Annotated in this window: 9 protein-coding genes and 5 pseudogenes; 11 read left to right on the top strand and 3 right to left on the bottom strand. The window is 62.0% G+C overall.

Translation table 11 applies throughout. From position 1 onward, the window contains the following. Positions 1–57: 57 nt before the first annotated feature. The 7 genes and pseudogenes from ACAD63_RS33075 to ACAD63_RS33045 all read left to right on the top strand — a co-directional run. On the top strand, positions 58–1131 hold the full coding sequence (locus ACAD63_RS33075; RefSeq protein WP_434034938.1) for a WD40/YVTN/BNR-like repeat-containing protein: 1074 nt from the start codon (positions 58–60) through the stop codon (positions 1129–1131). Continuing rightward, the gene (locus ACAD63_RS33070) at positions 1128–3575 is read left to right on the top strand and encodes an efflux RND transporter permease subunit (protein WP_434034937.1); all 2448 of its coding nucleotides are present in this window, start codon (positions 1128–1130) and stop codon (positions 3573–3575) included. Before ACAD63_RS33075 ends, ACAD63_RS33070 begins: the two co-directional genes overlap by 4 nt. An 18-nt stretch (positions 3576–3593) precedes the next feature. Continuing rightward, positions 3594–4154 carry a flavin reductase family protein gene (locus ACAD63_RS33065; protein WP_434034936.1) on the top strand — a complete coding sequence of 187 codons (561 nt, stop codon included), beginning with the start codon at positions 3594–3596 and terminating at the stop codon, positions 4152–4154. Between the two features lie 36 nt (positions 4155–4190). Beyond that, positions 4191–4988 carry a 2-keto-4-pentenoate hydratase gene (locus ACAD63_RS33060; protein WP_434034935.1) on the top strand — a complete coding sequence of 266 codons (798 nt, stop codon included), beginning with the start codon at positions 4191–4193 and terminating at the stop codon, positions 4986–4988. Between the two features lie 16 nt (positions 4989–5004). Beyond that, the gene (locus ACAD63_RS33055; RefSeq protein ID WP_434035072.1) at positions 5005–5949 is read left to right on the top strand and encodes an acetaldehyde dehydrogenase (acetylating); all 945 of its coding nucleotides are present in this window, start codon (positions 5005–5007) and stop codon (positions 5947–5949) included. A 17-nt stretch (positions 5950–5966) separates the two neighbouring features. Then, on the top strand, positions 5967–7010 hold the full coding sequence (dmpG, locus tag ACAD63_RS33050) for a 4-hydroxy-2-oxovalerate aldolase (protein ID WP_434034934.1): 1044 nt from the start codon (positions 5967–5969) through the stop codon (positions 7008–7010). A gap of 314 nt (positions 7011–7324) precedes the next feature. Beyond that, positions 7325–7803 (top strand): annotated as a pseudogene (locus ACAD63_RS33045) (DUF1016 N-terminal domain-containing protein); the annotation flags it as partial. Positions 7804–8641: 838 nt separating this feature from the next. Here ACAD63_RS33045 and ACAD63_RS33040 read toward each other — a convergent pair. After that, positions 8642–8773, bottom strand: a pseudogene (locus tag ACAD63_RS33040) (M23 family metallopeptidase); the annotation flags it as partial. On the opposite strand from ACAD63_RS33040, the pseudogene ACAD63_RS33035 reads away from it, so the two are divergent. The 4 genes and pseudogenes from ACAD63_RS33035 to ACAD63_RS33020 form a co-directional block, all read left to right on the top strand. Then, positions 8773–8861, top strand: a pseudogene (locus ACAD63_RS33035) (H-NS histone family protein); the annotation flags it as partial. The pseudogenes ACAD63_RS33040 and ACAD63_RS33035 sit on opposite strands and share 1 nt — an antisense overlap. A gap of 1371 nt (positions 8862–10232) precedes the next feature. Further along, positions 10233–10751, top strand: a complete 519-nt coding sequence (locus ACAD63_RS33030) for a hypothetical protein (RefSeq protein ID WP_135706617.1) — start codon at positions 10233–10235, stop codon at positions 10749–10751. A 725-nt stretch (positions 10752–11476) separates the two neighbouring features. Next, on the top strand, positions 11477–11713 hold the full coding sequence (locus ACAD63_RS33025; RefSeq protein ID WP_135707100.1) for a hypothetical protein: 237 nt from the start codon (positions 11477–11479) through the stop codon (positions 11711–11713). A 740-nt stretch (positions 11714–12453) separates the two neighbouring features. Continuing rightward, positions 12454–13208, top strand: a pseudogene (locus tag ACAD63_RS33020) (DUF4158 domain-containing protein); the annotation flags it as partial. A gap of 113 nt (positions 13209–13321) precedes the next feature. On the opposite strand, the gene tnpC reads toward ACAD63_RS33020, so the two are convergent. Together tnpC and ACAD63_RS33010 are read right to left on the bottom strand one after the other, a co-directional pair. After that, complete coding sequence (gene tnpC / locus ACAD63_RS33015) at positions 13322–13666, bottom strand: Tn3 family transposase post-transcriptional regulator TnpC (RefSeq protein WP_116322789.1); 345 nt, start codon at positions 13664–13666, stop codon at positions 13322–13324. Beyond that, a pseudogene (locus tag ACAD63_RS33010) lies at positions 13659–16487 on the bottom strand (Tn3 family transposase); the annotation flags it as partial. The gene tnpC and the pseudogene ACAD63_RS33010, both read right to left, overlap by 8 nt. Positions 16488–16519: the final 32 nt, after the last annotated feature.

Raw genomic sequence — 16519 nt, 5'->3', positions numbered from 1 at the left:
AATCCGGCGGGCAACATTCTGCAATGCCATATTGAAAGCCCCCAGATGCGTGATCCCATGATCGTATTGAACATCGCCGCCAGCCGGAACGGCTGGCTGCTACCGCTGGCGTTCGCGTGCTGCCTTGGCAGCGCTAATGCCGACGTACTCGACAAGCCCGCCGTGACCTCGGAGAAAGCGGCAACGCTACTGCAGCTGTCAGTGGCCCGCGCTGGCAACCGCCTGGTTTCCGTTGGCGAGCGTGGCGTCATCCTGCTGTCCGACGACAACGGCAACCGCTGGCGGCAGGCGAAGGTGCCTGTCTCCGTGGCGCTGACGCGCGTGCGCTTTGTCGACGCCAGGAACGGCTGGGCCGTCGGCCACAGCGGCGTGGTGCTGGCCACGCGCGACGGCGGCGAGAGCTGGAGCATGCAGCTCGACGGCACCAGGGCGGCGAGGACAGAGTTGGCCGCCGCCAAGCGCGAGGAGGGCGATGCATCGCGCCGCACGGCCGATGCCCGCCAGCTTGTCGAGGACGGCGCTGACAAGCCTTTCCTCGACGTGCGCTTCTCCGACGCGCAGCACGGCATGGCCGTGGGTGCCTATGGCATGGCATTCCGCACCGAGGACGGCGGCCGCAGCTGGCTGTCGTTCATGGGCAGCCTGGCCGCCGCCGATGCGCGCCATATGTATGCCATCGTGCCGACGCGCGACGCCCTGTTGCTGCTCGGCGAGCAGGGCACGGTGCTGGCGTCCACAGACGGTGGCCGCCAGTTCCGCCGTATTGACTTCCCTGGCAACGGCACGCTCTTCGGCGCGGTGTCCTCGGCCTCGGGCCAGACCATTCTTGCCTATGGCCTGAAGGGCAACGTCTATCGCAGCGCGGACGCAGGCATGCATTGGGAACGGGTGGAGCTGCCGCCGGTTTCGATCACGGCCGGCACGCGGCTCGGCGCGAGCGGCTTCCTGCTGGTCGACGAATCGGGCCAGACCTATCGCAGCGACGACGACGGCCGCCAGTTCCGCGCGGCGGCGCGCGGCCAGCCTATGACGGACATCGCACTGGCCGCGGATGGCGCGCTGGTGGGCAGCACCGTGCGGGGGCCGGTACGGTTCGCCGCCGGCAACGGGAAAGAGGCAGGCAAGCCATGAGCCATGTTCCGACAGGGTACGAGCCGCCGGTGATCCGGGACCTCAGCGACTTCGACCGGCAATCCGGCTCCTTCATCGAACGGCTGCTGTTCAACCATCGCGGGGTGGTGGTCGCGCTGTGCCTGCTCGTCACCGCCATCCTCGGCTTCCAGGCCACCCGGCTCACACTCGGCGCAAGCTTCGAGAAGATGATTCCGGCCCGGCACCCGTATATCGTCAACTACCTGGCGCACAAGGCGGACCTGGCCGGCCTGGGCAACGTGGTGCGCATCGCGGTGGAGAACACGCAGGGCACCATCTATGACGCGGAGTACCTGGAAACGCTGCGCAAGATCAACGACGAGGTGTTCCTGCTGCCGGGCGTGGACCGACCGTTCATGAAGTCGCTGTGGACGCCCGCGGTGCGCTGGATCGGCGTGACGGAAGACGGGCTGGACGGCGGCCCCGTGATCGAGGACAGCTACGACGGATCGCCCGATGCGATGCGCAAGCTGCGCGCCAACGTCGAGCGCTCCGGCGAGATCGGCAGCCTGGTCGCCGCCGACTTCCGCTCGAGCATCGTGCTGGTGCCACTGATGGAAGGTAGCCACGGCGCGGGTGAGCGGCTGGACTACCACCAACTGGGCGACCGGCTCGAACAGATCCGCGCACGCTATGAGAGCGACCGGATCCGGATCCACGTCACTGGCTTCGCCAAGATCGTCGGCGACCTGATCAGCGGCCTGCAGCAGGTGCTGCTGTTTTTTGCCGTGGCGATTGCCTTCTGCACGGCCGTACTGTTCTGGTATACGCGCTGCTGGCGCAGCACCTTGCTGGTGGTGTCGTGCTCGCTGGTGGCGGTGGTCTGGCTGCTCGGCGTGCTGCCGACCATCGGCTTCGAGCTCGACCCGTACTCCATCCTGGTCCCGTTCCTGGTCTTCGCGATCGGCATGAGCCACGGCGCGCAGAAGATGAACGGCATCATGCAGGACATCGGGCGCGGCACGCACCGCCTGGTGGCCGCGCGCTATACCTTCCGCCGCCTGGTCCTGGCCGGGCTGACCGCGCTGCTGGCCGACGCCGTCGGTTTCGCGGTGCTGATGGTCATCGATATCCGCGTGATCCAGGACCTGGCCATCACCGCGAGCATCGGCATGGCGGCGCTGATCTTCACCAACCTGGTCCTGCTGCCGATCCTGTTGTCCTTCACGGGCGTCAGGGCCGGGGCGGCGCAGCGCAGCCTGAAGGCGGACACCGCAGGCATGCAGGACGGTCACGGCAAGCATGCACTGTGGGCGTTTCTCGACCGTTTCACGCAGCGCCGGTGGGCTGCCGTGGCACTGGCCGTGGCCGTCGTGCTGGGCGCCGCCGGCTTCGCTGCCAGCCTGCACCTCAAGATCGGCGACCTCGATCCGGGTGCGGCAGAGTTGCGCCAGGACTCGCGCTACAACCGCGACAACTCCTTCATGACGCAGAGCTATGCCGCCAGCAGCGACATCTTCGTGGCCATGCTGAAGACGCCGCCGGGAGAATGCGCGAGCTACGCCAACCTGGCCAGGGTGGACGCGCTGGAGTGGGAGCTGCAGCAGCTTCCCGGCGTGGAATCCACCAACTCGCTGGCAGCGGTGGCCAGGAAAATGGCGGTCGGCATGAACGAGGGCAGCATGCTCTGGTACGAGATCCCGCGCGCGCAGAGCATGATCAACGCGATCGTCACGCGCGCCCCGCGCGAGATCTTCAACCAGCGCTGCGACCTGCTGTCGGTCTACGCGTACCTGAAGGACCACAAGGCGGACACGCTGGCGTCCGTGGTGGCCGCGGTCGAGGACTTTGCCCGGCGCAACGACGACAAGGACGTGAAGGTGGTGCAGGCGGCCGGCAACTCCGGCATCGAGGCGGCGACCAATATCGTGGTGAGGACCGCCAACACGCAGATGCTGCTGCTGGTGTACGCGGCCGTGATCCTGCTGGCCTTCATCACCTTCCGCTCGTGGCGCGCGGTGATCTGCGCGGTGCTGCCGCTGATGCTGACCTCGGTGCTGTGCGAAGCCATGATGGTGGCGCTCGGCATCGGCGTGAAGGTGGCAACGCTGCCGGTGATCGCGCTTGGCGTGGGCATCGGCGTCGACTACGCACTCTACATGCTGACCGTGATGCTGTCGTTCCTGCGCAAAGGGGAAAGCCTGTCGCGGGCCTATTACCAGGCGCTGCTGTTCACCGGCCGCGTGGTGGTGCTGACCGGCGTCACGCTGGGACTGGCGGTGGCCACGTGGAGCTTTTCGCCGATCAGGTTCCAGGCGGACATGGGCATCCTGCTGGCCTTCATGTTCCTCTGGAACATGCTGGGGGCGCTGATCCTGCTGCCGGCCCTGTCGTGCTTCCTGTTTCCGCCGGGCAAGCGCAGCGTGCCGGAGCCGGGCGTCACGCCGCTGCAAAGGGCCGAGCCGTCGACGCCGGCATCGTAAGGAACAAGGAGAGTTTCGATGAACCAGCCAATCAACCAGCGTCTTGACTGGACGCCCAACCCCGAGCTGCTCGCGCTGCCTGCCGTCAGCGCACAGGAGCACCGCGGCGGTCTGCGCAACTTCGCCGCAGCCGTCAGCATCGTTACCGCCCGACATGAGCAGGCGCGGGCCGGGCTGACCGCCACGGCAGTAGTCTCGGTCACCGCCGAGCCGCCGCGCCTGGCCGTGTTCGTCAACAAGAACGTCGTGGCGGCCAACATCATCATGGACAGCGGCGCGCTGTGCGTGAACGTGCTGTCGAGCCGCCAGGAAGGCGTAGCCAGGGCCTTCGCCGGCATGATCGAAGGTGTGCACGGCGACGAGCGCTTCCGGCATGGCGGCTGGAGCACGATGGTGACCTGTTCGCCGGCGCTTGACGACGCGCTCGTCAACTTCGACTGCCGCGTGGTCAAGGTCTATGACGAAAGTACGCATCACGCCTTCCTGTGCGAAGTGCTCGCGACCAGGGGCTGCGCCAACGGCGCCGGGCAGGATGCCCTGGTCTACCTCAATGGCGGCTTCAGGCAGATCCCGCACTGAATGCCGTCAACCATTTTCAAGAAGAAGGAGTCCGACTTGAACCAAGAACTGATTGCCGATATCGCGCGCCGCCTGCGGGAGGCGGAGGCCACGCGCACGCCGTGCCCGCCGGTCCGCGAACTGATTCGGGAAGCAGCGACCGGCGCCGACGTCGTGGGCGCAGCCTATGCAGTGCAGGCGCACAACACACGACAGCGGCTGGAGGTTACCCGCCTGGTCGGCCGTAAGATCGGCCTGACGTCGCTTGCCGTGCAGAAGCAGCTGGGCGTGGATGCCCCCGATTTCGGCATGCTGTTTGCCGACATGGCGGTCGGCGACGGCGAGGAGATCGCTTTGTCGCGCACGCTCCAACCCAAGGCCGAAGCCGAGATCGCACTGGTGCTGGAGCGCGACTTGACGCATGAGAAGCACACCTTCGCCGATATCATCGGCGCGACCGCCTATGCCGTTGCCGCAATCGAGATCGTCGGCAGCCGCATCGCCAACTGGGACATCACGCTCGCGGACACCATTGCCGACAACGCCTCCAGCGGGCTGTTCGTGATGGGTTCCCGCCCGGTGCGCCTGCACGAACTGGACCTGGTGAACTGCGCCATGACGATGGATCGCGCCGGCAAGCAGGTGTCCGCCGGCACGGGCACGGCCTGCCTGGGCAATCCGCTCAATGCGGCAGCCTGGTTGGCGGACATGATGGTCAGGATGGGCTCGCCGCTGAAGGCCGGGGATGTGCTGATGAGCGGTGCCCTTGGCCCCATGGTTCCGGTTAGCGCCGGCGACCGCCTAGTGGCCCGCATCGAAGGCCTCGGCGAAGTGTGCGCCGTCTTCGCGGAATAAGACACCAGGAACCATGATGAAGCCAGACAGCAAGAAGATCCCGGTTGCCATCATCGGCTCGGGCAATATCGGCACGGACCTGATGATCAAGGTCATGCGCCACGGGCGGCATCTGACGATGGGGGCCATGGTCGGTATCGACCCCGCTTCGGACGGCCTCGCGCGGGCCTCGCGCATGGGCGTGTCGGTCACGGCGCAAGGCCTTGACGGGCTGCTCGCCATGCCGGACTTTGGAGACATCGGCATCGCCTTCGACGCCACTTCCGCTGGCGCGCATGCGCGCAACAACGCGCTGCTGCAGGAGCGCGGCGTGCGCGTGATCGACCTGACACCAGCGGCCATCGGTCCCTATGTCATCCCAGTCGTCAACCTTGACGCGCATCTGGATGCTCCGAACATCAACATGGTCACCTGCGGCGGGCAGGCGACCATCCCGATGGTGCGCGCTGTCTCGCGCGTCGCCCCGGTCCATTACGCGGAGATTGTTGCGTCCATTGCCAGCAAGTCGGCCGGTCCCGGCACGCGCGCCAACATCGACGAGTTCACCGAGACGACTTCCCGGGCCATCGTCGAAGTCGGCGGCGCGAGCCACGGCAAGGCCATCATCGTGCTGAACCCGGCCGAGCCGCCGCTCATCATGCGCGACACGGTCTACTGCCTGGCCGAGCTCGACGCCGACCAGGACGCGATCCGTGACTCGGTGCGCGACATGGCGGCCAGCGTAGCCGAGTACGTGCCGGGCTACCGCCTGAAGCAGGCCGTCCAGTTCGAGCGCTATGAGGTGGAGCGGGCGCTGAACGTGCCGGGCATCGGCTGGCAGGCCGGCCTGAAGGTGTCGATCTTCCTGGAGGTCGAAGGCGCGGCGCACTACCTGCCGGCCTATGCCGGCAATCTCGACATCATGACCAGCGCGGCGCTGGCGGCCGCGGACCGGCTGGCCGCCGCGAAGCTCGGCCTGTGAGCCCCGGAGGAATTCCCATGTTCGACAAGACCAAGAAGATCTACGTCTCCGACGTCACGCTGCGGGACGGCATGCACGCCATCCGCCATCAGTACTCGCTGGAACAGGCCGTGCGCATTGCGCGTGCGCTGGATGTCGCCGGCGTCGACAGCATCGAAGTCGCCCACGGCGACGGCCTGCAGGGTTCGAGCTTCAACTATGGCTTCGGCGCCCACACCGACCTCGAATGGATCGCGGCGGTGGCGGATGTGCTGACGCACGCGAAAGTGGCCACGCTGCTGCTGCCAGGCATCGGCACCATCCATGACCTGAAGCATGCCTACGAAGCCGGCGCCCGCATCGTGCGAGTGGCCACGCACTGCACAGAAGCCGACATCTCGAAGCAGCATATTGAGTACGCGCGTCACTTGGGCATGGACACCGTGGGCTTCCTGATGATGAGCCACATGACCACGCCCCAACATCTGGCCGAACAGGCAAAGCTTATGGAGAGCTATGGGGCGCAATGCGTGTACGTTGTGGACTCGGGCGGCGCGCTGAACATGTACGACGTTGCCGACCGCTTCAGGGCATTCAGGGATACGCTGAAGCCCGAGACGCAGACGGGCATGCACGCCCACCACAACCTGTCGCTCGGCGTGGCCAACTCGATCGTGGCGCTCGAGCATGGCTGCGACCGCATCGACGCCAGCCTGACCGGCATGGGCGCGGGCGCGGGCAACGCGCCGCTGGAGGTGTTCATCGCCGCGGCGGACCGCATGGGCCTGAACCATGGCTGCAACGTCAAGACGCTGATCGACGCAGCAGAGGACATCGTGCGTCCGCTGCAGGAGCGCCCGGTGCGCGTGGACCGCGAGACGCTGGCGCTTGGTTATGCCGGCGTGTATTCGAGCTTCCTGCGGCATACCGAAGCCGCCGCCCAGAAGTATGGGCTGTCGGCGTTCGACATCCTGGTCGAACTGGGCCAGCGGCGCATGGTTGGCGGGCAGGAGGACATGATTGTGGATGTGGCGCTGGATCTGCTGCAGCGGGGGGATGTCGGTGACGCCGTAGCGCATTGAACCAAGGACGTTCCGGAGTAAGTTGGAGGTAGCAATACTGCTGGCGGTGTGCTGGCGACTGGCATCCACAGCGGGGCGTCCGCGGCAGACGTCCCGCGCGGCGTGGACCCGCGGCCGAATATCCTGCTCCAATGTTTCGTAGTGGGCGATCAGTTCCTTCAGCTTGTCGGGGTACGGCGGGCAACCGGCCGACCGGGTGATCAAGGGCGGGTCCTAGTCGCGCGCAGACGTTTCCGTGTGCGCCATGTGACACATTGCTTATGGCCGCGGCCACGGCGATAATGATCGGCCGACCCCATTAGTCAGTCCTTCAGATGGCCAATCCCGTTTCGCATACCTCCGATTACGCCCTCTGGCTCGCTGAACTGAAGCGCCGCGTGGAACTGGCGCGCCAACGCGCGCTGAACTCGGCGAACCGGGAATTGATTCATCTTTACTGGCAGATCGGGCGCGACATTCGAGAGCGCCAACAGCATCAGGGTTGGGGAGCTCAGGTGATTGACCGGCTTGCTCGCGACCTCCGAGCCAGCTTTCCCGATATGAAGGGATTCTCGCCGCGCAACCTTAAATACATGCGAGCCCTCGCTGAGACATGGCCGGACGTCGCATTTGTGCAGCAGCCTGCTGCACAATTGCCGTGGTTTCACATCTGCACGTTGCTAGACAAGGTGAAGAATACGCCGCTCCGCGAATGGTATGCCGTCCTGCCCTGAAGGATCCCTACATCTTCGACTTTCTGGGTCTATCCGCTAATGCGCAGGAACCCGAGATCGAACGGGCCCTCACTCAGCATAGTAATTGGCACCATGCAAATGCCGTTCCTAGCTTGCCACTCGTGGGCCACTCACAGAAGCGGCCGTAATACCGCCGCGTGAGAAATCTGCCCACCCTGCGACGAATTTACGCTGCGAGCCAATGTCGGAAATGATCAGCGTGTCGGCCAGCGTTCTGGACACGGATGACTGGTTTTTTTTAGGGGCGCATTCCTCTTTTGGCAGTTTTTTTGCACATCAGGAATCCCCGCCCGCCTTCAGTCATGCCAGTATCCCGACGGCCGATGGCTAAGCCGCGGGCGTCGGGGTACTCTGCTACGCGCCTTCATCATCGGCTGTTGAAGCGCTTGTTTCCGGGCTGCTGCCTGCTTGGCGGCTCGCGCCTTCTCGATCAAATACAAGTCGGCGCCTGCCGCCTTGGCGGCAGGCAAGGGAGCGGCGAGGGCGGCGGCAATAGTAAGAACGAACCTTTTCATGATATTTCCCGTTGACTGCGCGCAGCATGGGTGCCGATGGCGCGTGACACGACGGGCGGCAGGCGCGGCTGCTGATGCCGGAGACCTTTGCATGCGCCCACGCCGCTGACGAGCGCTGTCCGCCTTTGAGCGGCGTCAGGAAATTATCGATTGAGGTGGTCGTTCGCGGGCGCGGACACGATGGAGAAGTACGGCAGCTCCTGATGTGCAACCAAGACACATTCCCCGATACTCCTACCACTCCCCGCCATGGACGGCGACGGAAGCACAGATGGCGGTGCAGATCGAGTGAGCGGGCTTGTTCAATTGCGCATGCGTCAGCAGGCAAAACCTGTTTCAACGTTTCCGCGTCATTTCAAATGACGGGCATTCTGCCGCCGCTGTCGGCCTGGACGACCTGGTCCGGCTGAAGGTTGAACAGGGTGCGCGCCGCCGGATCGCTGGAAATAAACTGTTGTGCGTCGGGATCTTCCATGCCAAGCCGTCTGAGCAACGTCGCGATCGTGTCGCCGCGAGAGCTGGGACGGGCAGGGCGACATCCCGACTGGCTGCGACGGGCGGTCAATGCGGGGCAGGGTGTGGAGTTTTTCCGAATTGGATAGTGGCATCGCCGGAATGGCGCTGCGCCTTGGGGAAGGAGCGGGTGCCTGCGGCCCCTACTTACGGAGGATTTCCTCACGGAGTCCCGTTTGTGAGGCTTCGACGTCGACCACTCAATATCATGCAGAAGAAGATTTTCGGCACTTCTCGTCTGCATGCTCATTGGTCAATAGTTGTGAAGCTTCAATACGTTGTATCCGTGGTTCATCCGGACTGAGTCGCAGCGCACCTGGCGGGGGTTGGCCGCACGTTGGCTGGCCTCGGTGCTGATTTTTGGTCGCCGTTGACGTGGGGAGGTGGATGGACCTATGCCCAGCGTGTCATCGGATTTTCCGGAGCGTTCCTGACTCAACTTGGCCTGTTCCTCGCCGACGTCCTTAGTCCTGAGAGGCTCTGGCGTTGGCTTGGCACAAGGTCTTCTGCTGTTCAGCATTCTCTTGGTCGGGACAGCGGTTCACTTACTCGTAGCGCCGGCCGCCAGCCTCAGTTTCCCGAGCCCGAACAGCCAATGCCATAGTGGCCACAGCAGGTGCGCGACACCTGCGTGGCCAAGTTGTAAGGGGGTTAGGGACATCGTGCATCGCCCCCTATACTGCAAGTTGACGCGTCCCGAAAGCTAAGCGCTTTTGCTCCGCCAATCACTCGTTTCCGGGCCTTCCCCCTCGACGACGTCTTAGGACTGGTGACTCCTGAAGTCACTCATGGGGATCCCAGGAAAATTCATGCGACATGCCAACTCGGCGACAATTGTTTCGTCCAGTCGCCCATCACTCAGTAAGCCGGTTTTTCGCAAATATCGATGCAATCGATATCTGGCGAGCGAGATTTTTCTCTGCCAGGCCGAACGCAAAGTTGGCTTCCACCTTGATTGCTGCTCTTCCGCGTTTCCGGTTGGCAAAGTCGTACTCTCATCGTGACGAAAATGCCGTAATGGTCCTTGGCAACGCGATACGGGTGGAAAAGATGACCCGTTCGCGATGGAAGATCGGGGCCAACACCGGCGACGCGTCGTTACAACTATCGGCACTTTGCCAGCCGGGTGATCAACACAGGACAAACATGCCTAATACCTCTGCAATGATCAGCTACCGAGCTCGCCCCCTGCACACCAAGCTCTGTTGCCCGACGGCCGGATCGGCCAGCCCGCGAAGGGAAACATCCATCGATTTGGATTCATACGAGTGGGGGCAACCCGATGCCATGCGGAAATCACACTGACAATTGACTGGGATCGCGCTGTCAACGAAGGTTGGCCAAACCTGCGGTCAACATCCTGCCCCAATGCCAAGGTACTCCGGAGCGTGGGCCGCAGTCATCAAGAACCATCCTCCGGCTCGCCGGAAGAGGGAAATGAGATCGCATGAGGTAACGTTATGCGTACGCTGCTGTATTTCAAACTAAAAGACGCCGCCTCGGCACAATTAGCCCAAACGCGATTAGGCGAGTTGGCGCGCACCCCAGCACGCGTGGCAGGGCCATGGTTTGGCCATCCCGACAACCAGCCAGTCGACGGATTGCCGACGATTGACGTCAGCCAGACTACATACTGCGAGGAGGCGGCGATTACAGGGATTTTCGTCGGCGGGATCGTCGGCGCGCTGGTAATCTTCAGCTACGGAACCTCCGTCGGCGCCGGCGCCACCGCCGTGGCGTATGTTGGTGCTGTCGTGCTTAGCGCGATGGTCGGCTGGTGGATCGGCGGATTGGTGGGCGGCAAGATCGGGCGCCTTGGGCTGAGGCGGCACAATGCGCAAGCAGAACCGGGTGAGTTGCTGATGATTGCCGGCTGCGATTCGCAATCGAAGGAAGTCGTGAAGCAGATCATCAACGAACTGGGCGGCGTAGGGATCGACGGTCATAGTGACCTGATGCCGAATCTCAGGTGGCTATGATTGCAGCGCCGGATCCACGATGCCGATACGGTTCCGCAACTCTACGTTGCCCTGCCTGAAAGAAGGAGCAGCCCGAATTATCTCCAGGAATTTTGACGATTCCATCGCGAGATGAATATGGTGGGAGGCGAATGCGCTGGACACAAATCAACATAAATTGCTACCGGGTAATTCTTACGAGCCGGGGACGAATAACCACCTGAAGGAGGTGGAATATGGTGCGAAGCATCCTATTAATCGCTGTGATGGGCACCGCGCTTGGCGCTGGGGCGGCATACTCCAGGACGGGTATGCGCGATGTCTATACTGATGGCGCCGGCACAATGGGGACGCGTGACCCCTATACAGATGGAGGGAAAACCACGAAGTTTGACGTCTACTCCGATGGTGCGAGAGTCACGGAAGGCCGCGATGTGTTCACCGATGGTGCAAAAGTCACGGATAGACGCGATTTGTTTTCCGACGGAGCGTAAATCACCAACCGTAATAGGATTGACGATTCGCGATTTTAATCATCATTCTAAATAGCGCTTAGAAGCAGCGAGGTGGGCGCCTGGCGCGCGCCCATCCGCGAGTTGTCACTCTCTCAATGGATTCCCTCGGGATGACGATAGGAACGGGAACGGTGCACTGGGCTACCCAAACATGGGAAGAGCCCCCCTTTGATGCGGGAAAGTCGATGGACACCGCGTTGAGAAAACTTACCCGAAGATGGGGGGACGACTATGGAACGGGTGACGGAATATCGTGGGTTCAACATCCATGTCGAACTCAATATGGCATCCAAAGACATGTTCGACGTCTGGTTTCAGGTCGAGGAACCAATGAGTTCGCCAGGCATCGCTGCCTTTGGTAAGCGAATTGAAGTCTTTGGCGGGCCATACTCTCGACGTTGGGCTTACCTCGTGGCCGAGCTGGCAGGAAGGGACTCTGTGGACATGATTCTCGAAGCGGATGAGTGAACCGCAGCCGGTCGCGGGGCAGACATGCCAAGCCGTTCACGATCTAGGCATGCGACGTGTCGATTCAAGCTGAGCAACAGTTCCCCACCCCAATCAGTCCTGCTTTGGGCAATGTGGTACGCGATTCAATCGTTCGTTGTCGCAGCGGGGCGTCCTGATCCATCCACCTCTGAGAGGACTTGCAATGGATTGGATTATTCACTTTGAAACGAGGATTCCATGATCATTTTGGTGCTCGCCCTCCTTGTAGTGTTGATTGCGCTGTATGCTTACATCATTACAGTGGGAATCCGACAAAGGCCGGCGCCCTACAAGGCGAAGTACTCGCTTCGATACTGGTGGAAGCGCCTCGCCTACGTCCTCAAGTAGTCGAACACGTAGCAGAGAGGTTAGGTCGGTCAATAACTAACCCGTTGCGTGCATCTTTTTACTATTTCCCACGTCGCCAAACATACATATAAGTAAACGGCACCACTTTGGGACTTAGATAGCGCTTGCGGTTGCGGCTCTCGGTCGCCCGCATCTCCTGGCATGATCAACCGGTTCGCGACCTGCAATCCTCCCGGACCGATTGTGACGTCGTGGAAGGCGGGGTAATCGTCCTTTTCTTGCCGATTGATACGGTTATCACAATCAGCCCCGAGTCCCCTGTTGGCGTGGCGTTGCAGCCCATTCATTGACGTTATTGCGGCCATCCGAGCACTTGTCGTACGACCCGAACGACACCCAAAAAAGTGCAGATGTCGGCATTTGCGTATCGCTACGTTGGCAGGGAAGGTTGCCTGCCCGCTTGACAGAATTTGACCTGCAGCAGTTCTTTCAGCTCACCAGTGCTGACATCGCGGCAATACGGGAGCGGTTTCGGGCCGACAGATTCGCCGCGGTCGGCCTGCAGCTCGTTTGCCTCCGGGCCTTCGGTCGGCCGTTGGACCGGTTTGCTGTCGTTCCGCGCAATCTCCTTCAGTACGTGTGCGAAGCTTTCTCCGCGCCGTTGCTGTCGATTGCCAGCCTGAAGTCACTGTACCAACGACGTCCGACGTTGTACGAGCATCAGCAATGGGTCAAGGAGCACCTTGGCATCAAGCCGTTCGATGTCACCAGCCAGACCGCTTTGCAAGAGATGCTCCGCGTACAAGCTGCCGCTGCGGCAGACGTGGATGAGCTTGTCACCACCGCTCAGCGATGGCTATACGATCGCTGCCACCTCATTCCCGGCCAGCGCCAGATCACCAACTTGGCACGGCATGCATTTTCCAGCTACGAGGCGCAAATGCTCGCAGCGGTCAACCGCGCAGTGTCGGCGGCCACGCTGCAGCAATGCATGGAATCCGTCCGCAGTCCACGGGCTGACGACTCTGCAACGCACCTCGAGTGGATCAAGGCGCCTTCCAGACGCAACGGCCCCAAGAACCTCGCTGAAACGCTGGACAAGATCCGCTACCTGAAGTCCCTCGCTGTGCATGAGTGGAATCTGGATGACATCGCTTTGCCTAAACGGCCTACGACAAAGATACGCCAAATCCACTACCATAAGCCGTCTAGTTATGATGAATCCGTCTAACTGAGTATTTTCGATATAAGGCGAGCGCTCGAGGCGCGGCAAGCCTGTCACGCGTCGCTGGAAGGTCGGAGAAGTTCTAGTGGGCGCAGCGCGTGCACAGCGCGTTGGAGCACCCGTATCAAGTCTTCTAGTTCCTCCACAATGGTCTCGGCCTGCTCGACCAAGGCTGGATTCGTTGCTCCCGAGACGAGACCGGCACCATTGAGAACCGAATGGGCCATGCCATGTAACTGGAGTAAGTCGTCGCGAATACCTGCTGGCTCACTGACTCGGGTTCGTATCGTATCGACGAGGTCCACAATGCGCAGGATCTCGCGGGTGTCGAAACTGTCCTGCAGGCGATGCAAGGCATCGGTGTCAACCGGGCCATAAGGGGTCTGGGTGTTAGGCATGGCGTGGTTTCCGAACGGAGAATGCGGGGGCAGCGAAAAGACTGTCGTGGATCCAGGCCTCCGGAGTCCGCTCAAGGTTTAGCTTGTAGTCGCCAAAGCGCTTGATGTTGCTGGTGAGATATGGGCTGAGGAAGCCGATGTCGTCCACGTCGACCTTGATACCGTCCTTCTCCATGGCACGAAGCGCCTGCATCATGTCGGCGGTGTTCTGAAGGATCACTGCGGAGGCGATCAGATCGTTGTAGCGCAATCGCTTTTGCTGCTCATCGGGATCGTTCACAGGCAGCACATCGCCGCCGAACGAGAACCACTTGGCAAAGCCATTGTAGGACTCGATCTTGTTGGTCGTCGCTGTGATTTCCTGGCGCAGTTCGCGGCTACCGATCCATTCCAGCAGAAACACGGTGCGGACAACCTTACCGAGTTCCTGGGCGGCCAGCAGGAGGCGATTCTTGCGGCTATCCGATCCCAAGCGGCGCAGCAGTAGGGGAGAGGATATGGTTCCGGCCTGGATCGACAATGCGACCTGCATCAGGTCCTGCCAGTGAAGAGTGATCAGGTCCCAGTCCACCGCGCCCGAGAAAAGGCGCTCAATATGACGATACTTGGAGGTGGGATCGGCTCGGTAAAGTTTCAGATCCTGCCAATTACGAATCCGCGGCATCAGGTTGATGCCAAGCAGGTAGGTAAAGGCAAAAACGGCAGCTGACTGGCCCTGGGTGTCGGCATGCACCGTGTCTGCCTCCACGCCTCAAGCCTGCCTTGAGCAAGCCCTCGATAACGTAGACAGCCTCCCACACGCCGGGCGGGATGAAGTGTCGGAATACGGCGATGTAGTGGTCTGCAACATGCCGGTAGGCCACCGCGCCCTTCTTGCGGTAGCGGAAGTGGTAGCCCGTGAGAAGGTTATTGTCGTAGAAGTCGTATTGCGTGCCGTCAGCCGCCACGGTCTTACCGTCCCCCCAATGCTTGGGCAGGTCGAGTTGGAGATACAACTCGATCAGTTCGCGCTGCGCGGTTTCAAGCCGTTCGAGACTCATATGCCGCCGATTGACGAACGACATCATGTGCGGTGTCACCCGTTCGCCCATGTGGCGAGCTGCTTGCGTCCGAGATTGCAGCCCATCGCGAAGATCGTCAGCAAGTAGCGGTCGGCTGCATGGCGGATCTTGGGATCGCTGCCTGAAAGCGGGCCGAAGTGGCGCGTGAAGTGGGTCCAATGCTCGATGTTGGCCAGGACATCCAGCAGGTTGCGGTTCGGCATGTGGCGGATCAGCGTCTGCTGAAGCGCAAGCGCGCTGGCGGGGATTTCCTTGGCGACGGTCCGGCGTAGTACCGGTTCGCCGTTGCGGCCAATGGTGACGTGCTGACGCTTATCCGGAAAACTATCGTCCAGGTTCTGTGCCGTCGCGGCCAACCACTGACGTAGGTGAGCAACGAAATCCTGCGCGTTGGTGGGCATCTCCAGCTTGGCGCAGTAGTCAGGGAGGCGGCGCTCGCATTCACGCCAGGGCAACAGATGCAGCCGGTAGTCGGCAAACGCGTCAGAGCCGACGACGCAGAGGTCGCCAGAGCGCAGTTCGCCGACCATATGCGAAAGCACGCAGAGCTCCAGATAGCGCCGATTGATGCCAGGCCCCAGATTGTCAGAGCGATGTACGAGCTTGCGCCAGCGCTCCGAGGCGAAGCTCAGATCGACGTCGGCGGCAAACCATTCACGGTGCAGGGCCGCATTTTTCAACACGACTGCCAGTGCGGCCAGCAGGGTGCACGACTGGCTGGTTGACTGCCACTTCAGCACCGCGGCCAGGCGCAACATTACCGAGCGGTGCGGGCGAAAATGCCGCCACAAAAGAGGTAAGTAGTTGTTCCCGCTGAAGGCGCGGACCTCGGCGCAGCTCTCGCGTAGAGGCTCCAAATCGCCTGAGGGGGCAAGAAGGCGCCTTACCTCTACGCCGATCTGAGCATCATCCTCGCCCTCGGCGACGATCTCGACCACGCCGTCGAGCAGCGCGACGAGCTTTTCCATTTGCGCGCGCCGGCGGGACTGGATTTGCTCCAACTCCTCCCGTGCCCGCTTGTGGATGGCGCTCATGCGCCGGATAAACATTTCGGCGAGATCGTCCCGCACCCGTACCCGCATTTGATTGAGGAGCGCCACCATCAGCGTATAGCGCTTCTCCGGCAAGAGCTCCTTGAGATTGGCCGCGTCCAGGCTCATGGCCTGGCTCGCCAAGGACCGCAGCTTGGAAGCCGGCACGCCTGCCACGGTCTTGGAAAAGTCTCCGATGGTGTCCAGCCAGGTTAGATGCTCGATCAGCAGAGTCAGGTGCTTGCGCGAGGGACGCAGCGCGTGGCGCTTGATGTTGTGATAAGCGGTCTGACGGCTTGCTAGGTCTCGGGTCAGCAACCGGTCAAGCCGGTGCTGCTCGTCCTCGGACAGGCGTCGTCTGATGCGGCGAAACAGGGCCGTTTGCGTGCGAGCGTGGACCTGCTCGACGATGGCATCTAACGTGGAGAAGGATGGCAGTTCGATCTGACGCAGGACCAGCGCATCGATCGTGGCGTTGATGATGTCAACCGGCTGGTCCATCGTTTCGGCGGCGTCGCGCGCAGCGCGGATAGTGACCTCGTTGGCATCGGTGCCGAGGTAGGCCTGGATGCCAAGGAACTCTCGCACGGCCGTGTAGTGTCGGAACAAGGTCGGCGACACCTTTCGGTCGTAGCCAAACTTCGTACCTGGGTTCAGGCCGGCGCTGATGCGCACCAGTTCCGGCACGCTGGCAGGAATCGTGTCAAGGTTCGGGAAGTGGTGTAGCTGGGGTAATCGTACTTTTCGTGCAAGATCTGGCG

The sequence above is a fragment of the Cupriavidus sp. a3 genome, from assembly GCF_051015765.1.
Taxonomy (GTDB): Bacteria; Pseudomonadota; Gammaproteobacteria; order Burkholderiales; family Burkholderiaceae; genus Cupriavidus; species Cupriavidus oxalaticus_A.
This window is presented reverse-complemented; position numbering and strand designations above follow the sequence as displayed.

Excerpts from the sequence above, each read along its gene's own strand:
- ACAD63_RS33075 (WP_434034938.1), top strand. The coding sequence starts at position 58 with ATGATCGTATTGAACATCGCCGCCAGCCGGAACGGCTGGCTGCTACCG.
- ACAD63_RS33070 (WP_434034937.1), top strand. The coding sequence starts at position 1,128 with ATGAGCCATGTTCCGACAGGGTACGAGCCGCCGGTGATCCGGGACCTC.
- ACAD63_RS33065 (WP_434034936.1), top strand. The coding sequence starts at position 3,594 with ATGAACCAGCCAATCAACCAGCGTCTTGACTGGACGCCCAACCCCGAG.
- ACAD63_RS33055 (WP_434035072.1), top strand. The coding sequence starts at position 5,005 with ATGAAGCCAGACAGCAAGAAGATCCCGGTTGCCATCATCGGCTCGGGC.
- dmpG (WP_434034934.1), top strand. The coding sequence starts at position 5,967 with ATGTTCGACAAGACCAAGAAGATCTACGTCTCCGACGTCACGCTGCGG.
- ACAD63_RS33030 (WP_135706617.1), top strand. The coding sequence starts at position 10,233 with ATGCGTACGCTGCTGTATTTCAAACTAAAAGACGCCGCCTCGGCACAA.
- ACAD63_RS33025 (WP_135707100.1), top strand. The coding sequence starts at position 11,477 with ATGGAACGGGTGACGGAATATCGTGGGTTCAACATCCATGTCGAACTC.
- tnpC (WP_116322789.1), bottom strand. The coding sequence starts at position 13,666 with ATGCCTAACACCCAGACCCCTTATGGCCCGGTTGACACCGATGCCTTG.